This window comes from Paenimyroides baculatum, from assembly GCF_008629655.1.
GTDB lineage: Bacteria > Bacteroidota > Bacteroidia > Flavobacteriales > Flavobacteriaceae > Flavobacterium > Flavobacterium baculatum.
Window position 1 is genome coordinate 1 of sequence record NZ_VWSG01000002.1, and the last position, 13,215, is coordinate 13,215.

The following is a 13,215-nucleotide window of genomic DNA, read 5'->3' on the forward strand; positions in this document are numbered from 1 at the left end:
GTCCTTTACAAAATTCTCTGCTGATTTCTTTTTTGGTGTTGCCATAATTAAAGTTACATTTTTTTATGAAAACACTCCTTTAGTTTCTTTTATAAAATGTCTACTTTTTGCTGACGATTTACATTTTAATAATTGTTACTTCTTCTATGTTTGTGCTAATGTATCTTTCCACTATCTCTTCATTGGGATTGAAGTACACATTTTTAGTCCATTCGTTTACTGCCTTAAAAACTTGCCCCTCTGCCTCTTTATCAACTTCAATGATGGTGAAATTTCTAAAAGTTGGGTATTTCATGAGATCGCTTAACCAGTTTGTATTCCACACACATATTTCAATCAAAGGAAAGTCTTTTTGGATTTTGTTGTATATTTTTTTTAGGTTTTGATTTATTTCCGGATTGAAGATTTGCTTATTCGAAATTGAGTAAATACCTCTTGCCGGATTGTTGATAACACCAGCTTTTTTAAGTTTGGATAGGTAAACGGTTATTGTGCCAAGCGATAGCCGTGGGAAGTCTTTATTTATTAAACTAACTAGTTTTTCTCTGGACAATTGTGTGTTTGATTTGAAATAACCCTCAATTGTATTTTCTATCCTGTTTGTCACTTTTGTTATCAAATTTTTGAAAGTTACTACTTTTATTTTGATAATTAAGCTTTGGCAGTAAATTAGTTTTATTGCCGAAAGTTAATTTATATTTTATGTTTCTTTTTCAGTGAATTAATGGGACAAATCATACATTATATCTCATCTATGCATATAGGGATTGGATTGTTATATAAAAATATAGATACGCACCAACATCGATTTTTTTAGGTGATAAATTGTGTTGAAAATGATAAATAAAGACCAAAAAATATTTTAATTTCTTTGCACCACATATGTCTATATTTTGATAAAGCTGCATTTTAACACATTTCTATAAAATAAGACATATTTCCCTTAAAACGCTCCACCGAAATATTTTCTAAATATCAACAGCGAGGATACTAAATAGATACAGTATGGCAAAGCCTACCTTAATGCATGAAACACATTTTCGGTTAAAATGCTTATAAATAGAAAAATCGGCTATCTCCTTGTGAAATAGCCGATTTTTTTACTTTTTATAATATGATTCTTTAATTGAGTAATTCTTATTTTTTTAACAATTGCTCCAAATAGGTGGTTTTCTCTTTTTCTGCCTGTAAAAGGCGTTCGTATAATTTCTTGTTTTCATCATACGCTTCAACAAGCTTGTCTAACGGATTGAAGGTACAATTAGAAGGAGAAAATATTGCTCCCTGGCTATTTGATAAACTGTTATCATAAAAATTATTTACAAAATTAATCATTCTTTCGTCCGAATACTCTTTAATAGCGTTTGCAGGTACGTCCAATGCTTTGGCAATTTCGTTAAGCTTGGCATCGTCTAATTCTTCTGTATTTTCTATTACCGACATTTTTTGTTGGCTGATACCCAGAATCTCGGCAAGTGTTTCTTGTTTCATTCCTTTCATTTCGCGTATGCGGCTGATGTTGCGTCCTAAATGCTTTTTGCTTGTAGTTTCCATAAGTCCTCAGTATTTTGATAAATTCAAATATACTGATTTTTTTAATAATAAAAAACTATGCTGCAGTCAGCATGGCTATATAATGCGCTCAGATTCTGTGGTAACTAATTACAGAGTCATTTAGGATTTTTAAAAAAAACTGAGCTGACTAGTTAGGAGAATCAAAGCGCCATTGGATTAAAAGCGTAGGTTAAATTGTTGAAACAAGCGTAAACTAATCGGGGAGCAAAGCGACGATTCGATATAGTTAGCTTGTAAGACAATATTTAACCGCTTTTAACCCGCGGCAAGAAAAAAGATTTTTGTTTCTTTTGATCTTTCAAAAGAAGAAGATAAACTTCTCGATATAGTACTTTACTCGAAATGATAGTTCTCGATCGAATAAGCTATGATTCACAGCTTTCAGGCTTTAAAAATAATACCTATACGTATAGTACAAATGACAGAAAATTTATGCAGAACAATCTATAAAACAGAAGAAGTTGTATAAACCAGCGGTATGCATTTTTCATCAGCCTGTCCCGAGAATCGGGAAGTGTCGACACACTGAATGAAGCGAAAGTACATCGGCGAGCGAAGCGATGGTTTCGATGTAGTAGCTTCAAAGGTGTAATTCGACCGATTAAAAATGCACCGCAATGAAAGATTTTTGTTTCTTTTGATCTTTCAAAAGAAGAAGATAAACTTCTCGAAATGATATTTCTCAACTGAATAAGCTATGATTCACAGCTTTCAGGCTTTAAAATAATGCCTATACTTAATTGTACAAATAACAGAAAATTTATGCAGAACAATCTATAAAAACAGAAGAAGTTGTATAAACCAGCGGTATGCATTTTTCATCAGCCTGTCTCCAGAATCGGGAAGTGTCGACACACTGAATGAAGCGAAAGTACATCGGCGAGCGACGCGATGGTTTCGACGTAGTAGCTTCAAAGGTGCTTTCCGTATAAATTCATCATCAGGATTTAAATAAAAAACTGAAATGACTAGTTAGGCAAATCAAAGCGCCATTATCCTTAAAACGAGCGTCAATATTTTGAAACCGCAAGGTTCACGGCTTCCAAACTATAAAATAAAGTCTGGACGTAATTAAGGTAAAAATCAAATACGACCAACGGGAGCGATTATTTGATTTCCTTTTAGAAAAATAAAGTTGACCGTTTTAAGGATAGGCAAGAAATCGGAGATTCATGATTTCAAAATGTAAAATAGATAATTGATCATACAAAACAAAAGATTTTTGTTTCTTTTGATCTTTCAAAAGAAGAAAGCAAACTTCTCGATGCGCTCCGTTACTCGAATCGAGCTTCTCATGTGTGGTACTAAAAACACACGCATAATCTACTTTCGGTATTTTACTACACCATCGTGGTACAATACATTACTGCATAGTACGGTACACAAAAACAGTTATGCAATTTTGACTTATTCAACTTTAAATCTGTTAGTATGAAAAGTTCAAACCACACAATTCCCACCGAAATCAATGATTCGTTAAAACAGTTCATCTTAAACGCTATAAGAATTTCTAATGTTTATATGGTGTTCTATACTCCAATTGCCAACAGCAGCCTTAAACTGCTCACATTGGTTGTAGCTAAAGATACCGATGGAGATACCCTTGCAGGCTTACACAGCCAGATAAAGGTGTTGGATGCTTTAACACGGCACGATACCTTGATAAGCGTAAACTACCATACGGTGGCACCGCACCATTCACAGTTACATTTTAGTTTTCTGCAACTGCATTTACAACCTTGTTTTATAGTGTATGCCGATCAGCCAAAACGGTGGAACAGCCTGTTTCAGAATTTCTACGGTAACGATAAACAAAAAGCATCAGCACTTTTTGCAAATCATATCAAGGCTGTTGAGCATCGTGTAAAGGAAGCTGTAGTAATGCTTGTAGAACCGTTGGTGAAGCAGCAGTTATATCAGGCGGCTCATATAGCGTTACTCGAAACCTTTTCTTATTATATAGATGTACTTAAAAATATACTGCTTCCAAAATCGGTGCATCAGGATTTTAATGAGCAGGAATTCACTGGTTTTGTCGACGTGTATTATCCCGAACTTTCTAAAAATTTAAAACGGATTGCTAAAATAAAAACGGTATCCTTTAACGATCAATCTGAATATCTAATCAGGCATTCCCATGAAAGTTTGATAGAGAAGATAACAAAAAGGGTAGTGGAACTTCAGACAGGTTGTTTTAAGAGTTTAAATAAGTTTTATATCAAAAGGCTTGAAAGTCAAGTCCCGTATACGGTGCGGGAAGAATCGGTACTGCTGAAACAACTGGTTTCTTTTCTAACCAATTGTTATAAGATAGATGCTGTTTATCTGTTAAGTACAAATAGATCCATTAAACCGGATTCAGACAATACTTACAAATTCAATCTGCTGCTGATAGCTCCTGCACTGCGAATACAGCAACACGATGTATTAGCGCACAAAGTATCCCATTATTTCAAAGGAAGGGTAGAAGTATTCTGTGTGATACATACCTTGGAGTGGCTGCAAAATAATTGCAACAGGTTTCAATTGTTCTTTAAAGAATTTATTATACCTCAAAATTTACTGCACCTGAGAAACAACCTTACCATTAACGATAATGTGCTCAAAACTAACAGTACGCTTGATATAAAGCAATTACAAAAGCAGTATTGGAACGAACGACTAACCTATGTTTCTCCCTGGTTTATCGCATTTCAGCAGAAAAATCTTGTCTACCAGTCCGGACATATCTTGCTTCTTAAAAGTATGTTCCAGCATTTGGTACTCGGGCTTTTATATCAGAAAGTGCAGTATGTTCCTGCTATGTACAGTTGCAAATACCTTATGCAGTTATTGGAAGCCTTTCTACCGGAGGTTTATGACGTATGTGTGCAGACTGATGATGTAAAGCAAATTCTCGATCTGTTAAACACTTCGATGTCTTTTTATCCCAGATCCGATGGCGGACTGCCGACACATAATCAATTGGATTTTACGAAAGCCTTGTGTCTTTGCGAAAAATTGTACAATCACGCGGCAACGTAGCTATTCATTTGGTGGGAGGAATGCTTTGAGGATCATTAAAACAAACCTTATAATCAATAAACCGACTATTAATTTTAAAATATAGAAATGATGGAAACAAAAAAAGAATTTTTCAAAAAGGTAGATTTCACTAAAAAACTACAAAACGGACTGTTAACACTGGTTAGTCAAAAGTTACTTTGCATCGCATGGTATGGTCATGCGCTAAGCAATGAAAAAATTAAAATACTGTGGCTGTATGTAAAAAACAAAGAGGAAGCTGCTGCTGTTTTTTCAGATCAAAACAGGGCAGTATTTTTTGCAGATGAAGAAGTGCTGTTAGTATTGTTGGACGAAGACGACGTAACGAAACATAAAAAGATCAACAGTCCCTTTATACATTTAAACCTTAGTAAAGCAGAAGTACTGTATACAGACGATGAAACCGCAATGCCTTCGGATTATTACTTCTGGGAATATTTTAAAAAATTTAAAGAACAGTATATAGAAAGACAACAGTTGTTAAAAACGTATACCGATGATTTTATAAAAGATGAATTAGAAGGAAGCTGTTACCTGTATCTTAAAGGTTTCGCAACAGATTTGGGAGCGGTAGAACTTTTGCTTCTGGGTATGATAAATGAGAAAGACAGTTTAACTGAAAGGCTGCTGATTATGGAAAAAATATGCCCTTTATTAAAATCGGTCTTTGTTAAACAAAGCAGCGATACTTTTTACCTTATTGAGCAGCAAAGTCTTTCAGAAGCCGGAATTTATGATGACTGGGGAAAGGCACTAAAAAAAGCACAAAAAAAGATAAAAAACATTGTATTGCAGATATTTGATGAATTGGATAAGAACAAACAAATAGTCAGTCTGCAACAACAAGATACAGTTCCATTTGAATACTCAGATCGTTTACAACAGCTACAAAGTAATGAAGAGGTCGAAGAAATATTCCTGTTCCACGAAACAGTAAGCTATTTGGATAACAAAACGGTGCGCTGCTTTTACCTGTTGTTGATTACGAAAGATAAAGTTTCAAGAGCATTAAATGAAATCATCAGAGAAGTTGAAACGGCAGATGCTGAGGTACGGTTTGCAATAATTGCCCACAACCGCTTTCATATACAGGATAAAGTGTATTTTCAACAAGGTTTTTATAAAAAAGTGTACAAAGCCCAAAACAGAATTTATACTTCCGGACATCACCCAGCCATCCACTGGCAGAACACTTGGGATCCAGATTTTCATGAGAACATGATTGGTGTTAAATATTCATCTGAAAAAATTGAAAATTTTGTGGATACAGCGATACTTTCAGCAAAAGAACCTTTAGTTACCTCGTCAAAGCAGTTGCGTAAGTGCTTCATATACATGTTACAGGTACATATTCTGTATCATTTAGATTACGTACCAAACTCTAAAAATATCAACACTTTGTTACAATTAGTACGGTATACCGGTGAAGCAACGGAAGAATTTGAACAACTGGTACAAAAGATCAAACCACTACTTTTTGATGATGAGCTAGACAAAAATAAAATAAGGGAAAAAAATATTAGATTGGAAGGGCAGATGCTGCAAAATCTGCAGGCATTTTTCAGAATAATAAATTTATCACAAGCTGTGGCTGAATAATTATACCAATTATAAAATGATTGCTATTTCAATTTTTTGTGAAGTAGCAATTATTTTTAGTATGTTAACATTCGGTTACATAATTATATACTAAATGTTCCGGTTCACTTTATTGGGTCAACAGCCTTTTTGTTGAAAGACGAAGTTAAATCAATCCTTAAACAAAACACCCTGATTACAGGTGTTTTTTACTAAAAAAAGCTAGAGGGTTTAATAGAACTGCATCAGAAATAATAACGTTTCGGGGCTTTGCGATGGTGGGGCAATCGAAGCAAAATCTTCAATTTTGTACAAAAGTTGAACCGAAGAACTGCCGTTGAACTTTGCAGATCTTGTCCCGACCCTTCGGGATTCACCCAACTATTGCAAACTGCGAAGCAATCATCGAAACCATTAAAAAAATAGAAACGATGAGATAGACCCTTGTTATGCGGTTGTTCTTTTTTCAGTCGTTAGTTTTGTTAATTCGTTTATACAGTTTTTGAGGTCTTTTTTCCATTCAGGATTTATGTTTTTGTCGCTTTTGATTGATTTTAAATTTTGTTTAAGTAAAGGTAGAAATTCTTTGTCTTTGATTTCAAGAATAGCTTCAAAAAGTAAAATGCCATATTCTCCGTCAATAATTTCACGTTTTATGATTTCGTTTACTCGATTGTCTTTTCGCTTTGCTAATCCTACAATTGCTTCAAGTTTTGTTTCTTGATGCTTGTCGTTAACTCTATTCCACAAAGCTTCTCGTATAATTTTATTGTTTCTTTCGATTTGAGTTCCAAGTCCAAAAGTTGCCCAATTTCTGATATAGCTCAATTTGTCAGATGAGAGTTTTGTTAAAGTTTCAATTACTGTTGAGTTGTCAATTCCAAGTAACGCAGAAACTAAACCTTCTTTTACCCAACCATTTTCTTTGTCTATGAATGAACATATTTTCTCAATTTGCTCTTTGTTAAGTTCTTCATTATTGTGTCCGATAGAATACAATAATGACATTAAAACGTCTGGGTCGGTTTCAATTTCAAGTAATTCAAAATAGATTTTAAGAGTTTCCTTTAAAAACGGTCTTGGCGATGAACCTAATTGAGCTAAAATGTCAATACCTATTTTTCTGATTTTTGTGTTGTCCGATTTGGTTAGTTCGACACTTTGTAAAAATAATTCTTCACTTGGTCGTTGTCTTAAAGTTCTAATATTTTCCCAACGAGATTTGTCCGTCTTATTATTTATAAGCCGAGAAATAATTTTTTCGTCAGTCCAATTTTTTCTACTCATTTTCTTTTTAGCGGTGTCGTTTTAGAATGCCGCATAACGTTTCGGGGCTTGGCGTCAGTGGCGGAAATTGAAGCGAAAAGTTTCAATTTAGCGACACAGTAAGCAAAAGCCAATTAATTGAATAAATTTAAGAAAAAAGTTAATATAATTGGCTTTTTGCGTAATATAAAGCCGAAACTTCATATTTTCGCCTTAACCCGCCATTTGCGCCAAATCCTTGTTATAGGCAGTGCTTTTACTTATTAAAAACTCCGTCTATTCTATGTCCTAAAATTTCTCCCCCATTAATAAATACAGTAATTGTTCCTGCGATTAATAAAAGTGAAACTGGTGTTCCTACAACAATTAAATAAAGTAAGGTTTTGTTTATTTTCTTTACTTCATATTTTTTCACTAGGGTTTGAATGTGTTTCTTCCTTATGTATTTGTAGTAGACTAAACAAGTTATTATTGTCAATTGTCCAAATACAACAATCATGATTGACGATTTCTCATAATGAATTTTGTCGTCAAATATTTGTTTGTCAATGAAGGTCTTAATTGGTAAAAGCAAAACGAATAACAGAAAAAAATACACAATACTAATATACATTGTTATGCTAAATTTGGCAGGATAATTTTTTCTAATGTATTCTTCGTAAAGTTTTGCGAAAATTAAGTTCATATTCTATTGATTTCGTACTGACAGCATTGCCTATAACACGAAGATATACGCAATTATCATTTTTTACTATAAAAAATTCGTATAACCTTATAAAATAGCATTTTAATGCGATTAATATATTGTAATTGCGCATAACTTCCATAAATATTTAAAATGCGAACTCCGAAATTAAACGCATCTCTTTTTTAAAAACCACTTTACCAAAACATCAACCAAATATCAATACATTGTTGCCTTAACAGCGGGTTTAAAATGTATTTACAATAAATTAACATAACTGTTATTTGTTAATATTAGCTTAATACAGGTGTAACATTCCATTTATCTTAATAAATCAATTTTGTGCCGATGAAACATTCAAGCTAATTATGAAAAAACTTTTAGTTGTTATTAGTATTTTTTCACTTTTTGCATGCAGCGACAACAGCTCGGTAAAAATGAAAGGATCAGACACGGAAGTAAACCTGGCAGTGAATTTAGCCGAACGTTATACCGAAATTAATTCCGATTTCAGTATAGCAATTTCCGGCGGAGGCTCTGGCTTGGGCATTACTTCTTTATTAAATGGGCAGGCAGATATTGCCAATTCTTCACGTCCGTTATCAGACAAAGAAATCGAACAGTTCAAAAAAGCCAACATCGAAGTTAAAACGGTTGTTTTTGCAGAAGATGCCACCGCTTTTATTGTTCATAAAGATTTACCGTTAGAAGATATTACTTTGGAAACGCTTGGTAAGATCTTAAAAGGGGATATTAAAAACTGGTCTGAAATCACAGATATCGATTTGCCGATAAACATCTACGGCCGTCAAAGCAGTTCGGGAACGCACTCGTTTGTAAAGAAAAAACTGAAGATCGAATTTTCTAACACTGCAAAAGAAATGACCGGTAACGCACAGATTTTAGAAGGTGTTAAGGCAGATAAATCGGGAATTGGGTATGTAGGTGCAGGGTATGTGGCACACGATCCGGCTGCAAATACGGCAATCAAAATCCTAAAGATTAAAGAAAATGCAACTTCGACAGCTTATTCGCCAATCGATGCCGCTACCATAAACAACAGTCTGTATTTTTTTCAGCGTCCGCTTTATCAGTTTGTTTTGGCTGATTCATGGGAAAAAGTAAAGCCTTTTATCGATTTTGAAAAAAGTACAAAAGGTAAAAAAATGATCGAAGAGCACGGGTATTATATTATAGAAGAAAAGTAACATGAGATACAAAACAAGAATATCAATTGATATACTATTTAAAGGCGTATTTAAAACCACCGGATTTTTGGTTTTGGCTTTATTGGGCGGAATCTTTGCCATGCTGGTTTACAATTCAATATCGTTCTTTTTAGATATTAAACCGTTGGATTTTATCACGGGAATGGAATGGGCGCCAACTGCAAAAACACCTAAATACGGTATGCTGCCTTTAATCATCAGTACCACATTTGTAACATTTGGTGCCATGATTATTGCGATACCTTTAGGAATTGGAACTGCAGCTTTTATATCGGAATATGCAGGCAGCAGATTGAAAAACATCTTAAAACCGGCTATTGAAATGTTGGCTGCGATACCATCGGTAGTTATCGGATTTTTAGGAATTGTAGTTTTAAGTCCGGGAATTGCAAATATTGCCGATTTACCAAACGGATTGAATGCTTTAAACGGAGCAATTTTATTGGCAATTATGGCGTTGCCGACAATTATTACAGTTGCCGAAGATGCCATACACGCTGTTCCAAATGCTTATAAAGAAGCTAGTTACGGTGTGGGTGCAACAAAATGGCAAACGTTGCGAAAAGTGATTATTCCTGCTGCGGCACCCGGAATTATTGCAGCGGTAATGTTAGGTGTTGGTCGTGCAATTGGTGAAACAATGACGGTTTTAATGGCAACAGGAAACGCCGCATTGATACCGACAGGAATGTTTGATTCGGTTAAAACAATGACGGCTACAATCGCAATTGAAATGGGTGAAGTTCCTTACCAAACCACACATTATTATGCACTTTACGCTATTGCAACAGTTTTGTTCTTTATGACATTGTTTGCAAATTTAGTCGGAGAATTTTTTATTAACAGATTCAGAAAATATCATGCAGTATAAAACCAACAGATTATCATCGGTAATAGAGTGGGGTACTTTATTATCAACCACACTTATTGTCTGCTTTTTCTTATTTGTTATTATTTGGGAAATCGTATCGAAAGGAGTATCGTCTTTATCGTTGGAATTTGTATCGAAAGTTCCATCGGCAGGAATGACAAAAGGCGGAATTTTAACTCCGATCATCGGAACCGTTCTTTTAACATTGATCACGGCACTTTTTGCAATACCGTTCGGAGTTTGTTGTGCGATCTATCTGAATGAATATGCTGAAAACAATTGGTTAACAAGAACCATTCGTGCATCAATCAGAAACTTGTCGGGAGTACCCTCAATCATTTACGGATTATTCGGTTTGGCATTGTTTGTACAGGCATTACAGTTTGGAACATCGTTGATAGCAGCTGGTTTAACATTAGGTTTGTTATCATTGCCATACATCATCACAACTACGGAAGAAGCTTTAAAAAGGATTCCGAACAGTACACGTGAAGCGGCATTAGCTGTTGGAGCAACAAAATTTGAAACCATAAAAGACGTTGTACTGCCATCTGCAATGTCGGGAATTTTAACAGGTGTTGTATTAACACTTTCAAGAGCAGCGGGCGAAACAGCACCCATTTTATTTACAGGTGCAGCATTTTATATCAATGGAACAACAGGTTATCTGAATCAGGAATTTATGGCGTTGCCTTACCATTTATACATGCTGTCAACCCAGCATCAGTCAATAGATCAAGTAAGACCAATTGCGTACGGTACCGCTTTAGTATTGGTTATTGTTGTCTTTTTATTAAACCTTACGGCATTTTATATTCGTTATAAATACAGAAAAAATGAAAACTAAATTATCAGCAGAAAATCTAAACATTAGTTTCGGAGAGAAACAGGTGTTAAAAAATATCAGTGTTGCTTTTGCAGAACACGAAATTACAGCATTAATCGGACCATCGGGTTGTGGAAAAAGTACATTGTTACGCAGTTTTAACCGCATGCACGATTTATCACCAGATGCTAAAATAAACGGCACTTTAAGTTTGGAAGATTTAGATCTTAATTCCAAACACGTTCCGGTTACCGAAATCCGTAAACGTATCGGAATGGTTTTTCAAAAAGCTAATCCGTTTCCTAAAAGTATTTACGACAATATTGCGTACGGATTAAAAATCAACAATTTACCTTGTAATAAAGAGGTGGTGCAAAAAGCGTTGGAAGAAGCGTATTTGTGGGACGAAGTTAAGAACGACTTAAAAATGCCTGCAACACGCTTATCGGGTGGTCAGCAGCAGCGTTTGTGTATTGCACGCGCAGTGGCTTTACGACCTGAAGTTATTTTAATGGATGAACCTTGTTCTGCATTAGATCCGGTAAGTACATTGAAAATCGAAGATTTAATTAAGCATTTAAAAAAGAAATACACCATTGTTATTGTAACACACAATATGCAGCAGGCACAACGTATAGCCGATAAAACGGTGTTTATGTATTTGGGCGAAGTGAAGGAAGAAGGTACAACCGATGAAATTTTTAATCATCCTAAAAACGAAATGACGGCAAATTACATCAGCGGTTATTTTGGATAATTATTTAAGATTCATTTTTTCGCATAAAAATGTGTTTATGAAGGAGTTTACTTTTTTTTTGGTAAACTCCTTTTATTTTAAACATTCTTAATAACTCCGGCTAATTTTTCGGTCAGTTTTTTTCGACTGAAATATTGCAACCCAATACCGTGAACTTTTAAGTTATTCTGCTGATAGTTGGTGTAGCAATCTAAAATAAATTGTTTTACTTCTTGCAAATTATCGTAATTAAAATACTTACCAGCGTTGGTATCTTTAATGATCTTTTCCACATCGCTTTGTTTTGGTCCAATAGCCAGAATAGGTCGTTCGGCAGCCATATATTCAAACAATTTTCCGGGAATGATTCCAATGGTTTCGAACGAATCAATTTCAATCAACAATAAAACTTGTGAGCTGCGTTGGTATTTCAACGCTTCGGTATGCGATACATACCCTAATACATTCAGATAAGCATCTAATTGAAATTCTTTAATGGTATCAATGATTTCCGAACTTACTTTGCCAATTAACTGCAATTGAAAATCAGATCGAAATTGCTCATTTTCCTGCAAAATTTCGTTCAATGCTTTCCATAGAATATGCGGATTTCTTTTTGATAACAACGAACCAATATGACTGATTGTAAACTTCTCATCTAAAGGTGGTTTTTCAATTGTTTCAATATCGTAGCCGTTGGTAATTACATGAATTGGTTTTTGAGTAATTTCTGCAAATTCCTGCTTTGTGGTAAAACTTGTGGTAAGAATAGTATCGGCTTTTGTTAAAACCAAACGCTCTAAATCTTTATGTTTTTGAGCCGATTTATCGGTCAGTTTTAATTCTTTATGATATCCGATTGATGTCCAAGGATCACGAAAATCAGCAATCCATTTAACAGCAAATCTTTTCTGCAATTCCAAACCTATTAAGTGCATGCTGTGCGGCGGACCGGTTGTAATAATCACATCTACCGCATTGGTTTTAATATAATTTGATAAATAGTCAACCGAAGGATTTACCCAGCCAACACGCGCATCGGGAATAAAAAAATTACCACGAACATACAGCAACATTTTCTCTATAAACGATTGTTTTTTCTCTGCTTTAATAATTCCCGAACTGATTGTGGTAGCACTTTTTTTAGAAAATATCGAAGCCAGTTTATAAGGTTCTTTAATTGGTTGCTTTAAAACTGTTACATTTTTATTTACTTGGTTTATCAAATCCTGATCAATAATAGGGTAGGTGGCATTTTCGGGTACATAAACAATAGGCTCAATCTCAAAATCGGGCAGATACTTTACAAATTTTAACCAACGCTGCACACCCGGGCCACCTGCCGGTGGCCAATAATACGCTATGATGAGTACTTTTTTCATAATTTGTGCTTTTATAAACTGG

11 protein-coding genes are annotated in these 13,215 nt (G+C 34.7%); 6 read left to right on the forward strand and 5 right to left on the reverse strand.

The features are described 5' to 3' along the window. Positions 1 to 118 precede the first annotated feature (118 nt). The gene (locus F0460_RS02455; protein ID WP_150009938.1) at positions 119 to 607 is read right to left on the reverse strand and encodes a DUF6577 family protein; all 489 of its coding nucleotides are present in this window, start codon (positions 605 to 607) and stop codon (positions 119 to 121) included. A 530-nt stretch (positions 608 to 1,137) separates the two neighbouring features. Next, a complete protein-coding gene (locus tag F0460_RS02460) occupies positions 1,138 to 1,554 on the reverse strand; it encodes a helix-turn-helix domain-containing protein (protein ID WP_150009940.1) in 417 nt (138 codons plus the stop codon). Positions 1,555 to 3,006: 1,452 nt separating this feature from the next. On the opposite strand from F0460_RS02460, the gene F0460_RS02465 reads away from it, so the two are divergent. Together F0460_RS02465 and F0460_RS02470 are read left to right on the forward strand one after the other, a co-directional pair. Continuing rightward, entirely contained in the window at positions 3,007 to 4,599 is a 1,593-nt protein-coding gene (locus F0460_RS02465; protein ID WP_150009942.1) for a hypothetical protein, read from the forward strand. An 87-nt stretch (positions 4,600 to 4,686) separates the two neighbouring features. Then, positions 4,687 to 6,219 carry a hypothetical protein gene (locus tag F0460_RS02470; protein ID WP_150009944.1) on the forward strand — a complete coding sequence of 511 codons (1,533 nt, stop codon included), beginning with the start codon at positions 4,687 to 4,689 and terminating at the stop codon, positions 6,217 to 6,219. A 426-nt stretch (positions 6,220 to 6,645) separates the two neighbouring features. On the opposite strand, the gene F0460_RS02475 is transcribed toward F0460_RS02470, so the two are convergent. Both F0460_RS02475 and F0460_RS16095 read right to left on the reverse strand, forming a co-directional pair. Then, the gene (locus F0460_RS02475; RefSeq protein ID WP_150009946.1) at positions 6,646 to 7,485 is read right to left on the reverse strand and encodes a hypothetical protein; all 840 of its coding nucleotides are present in this window, start codon (positions 7,483 to 7,485) and stop codon (positions 6,646 to 6,648) included. 235 nt (positions 7,486 to 7,720) lie between these two features. Then, positions 7,721 to 8,149 (reverse strand): hypothetical protein, encoded by a 429-nt coding sequence (locus tag F0460_RS16095; RefSeq protein ID WP_190304071.1) that lies wholly within the window; start codon positions 8,147 to 8,149, stop codon positions 7,721 to 7,723. Positions 8,150 to 8,517: 368 nt separating this feature from the next. Between F0460_RS16095 and F0460_RS02480 the strand changes: the two genes are divergently transcribed. The 4 genes from F0460_RS02480 to pstB are packed head-to-tail and all read left to right on the forward strand — an operon-like array spanning position 8,518 to position 11,832. Further along, positions 8,518 to 9,357, forward strand: a complete 840-nt coding sequence (locus F0460_RS02480) for a PstS family phosphate ABC transporter substrate-binding protein (protein ID WP_150009948.1) — start codon at positions 8,518 to 8,520, stop codon at positions 9,355 to 9,357. 1 nt (position 9,358) lies between these two features. Continuing rightward, positions 9,359 to 10,249 carry a phosphate ABC transporter permease subunit PstC gene (gene pstC, locus F0460_RS02485; RefSeq protein ID WP_150009949.1) on the forward strand — a complete coding sequence of 297 codons (891 nt, stop codon included), beginning with the start codon at positions 9,359 to 9,361 and terminating at the stop codon, positions 10,247 to 10,249. Next, positions 10,239 to 11,096, forward strand: coding sequence for a phosphate ABC transporter permease PstA (gene pstA / locus F0460_RS02490; protein ID WP_150009950.1), 858 nt, complete (start codon positions 10,239 to 10,241; stop codon positions 11,094 to 11,096). The genes pstC and pstA overlap by 11 nt, the downstream gene beginning before the upstream one ends. Further along, positions 11,086 to 11,832, forward strand: a complete 747-nt coding sequence (gene pstB, locus F0460_RS02495) for a phosphate ABC transporter ATP-binding protein PstB (protein WP_150009951.1) — start codon at positions 11,086 to 11,088, stop codon at positions 11,830 to 11,832. The genes pstA and pstB overlap by 11 nt, the downstream gene beginning before the upstream one ends. A 77-nt stretch (positions 11,833 to 11,909) precedes the next feature. Here the strand turns inward: pstB and F0460_RS02500 are convergent, their stop codons facing one another. Continuing rightward, positions 11,910 to 13,193: a glycosyltransferase family 4 protein gene (locus tag F0460_RS02500; RefSeq protein WP_150009953.1), complete on the reverse strand. Its 1,284-nt coding sequence runs from the start codon at positions 13,191 to 13,193 to the stop codon at positions 11,910 to 11,912. Between the last annotated feature and the right edge of the window lie 22 nt (positions 13,194 to 13,215).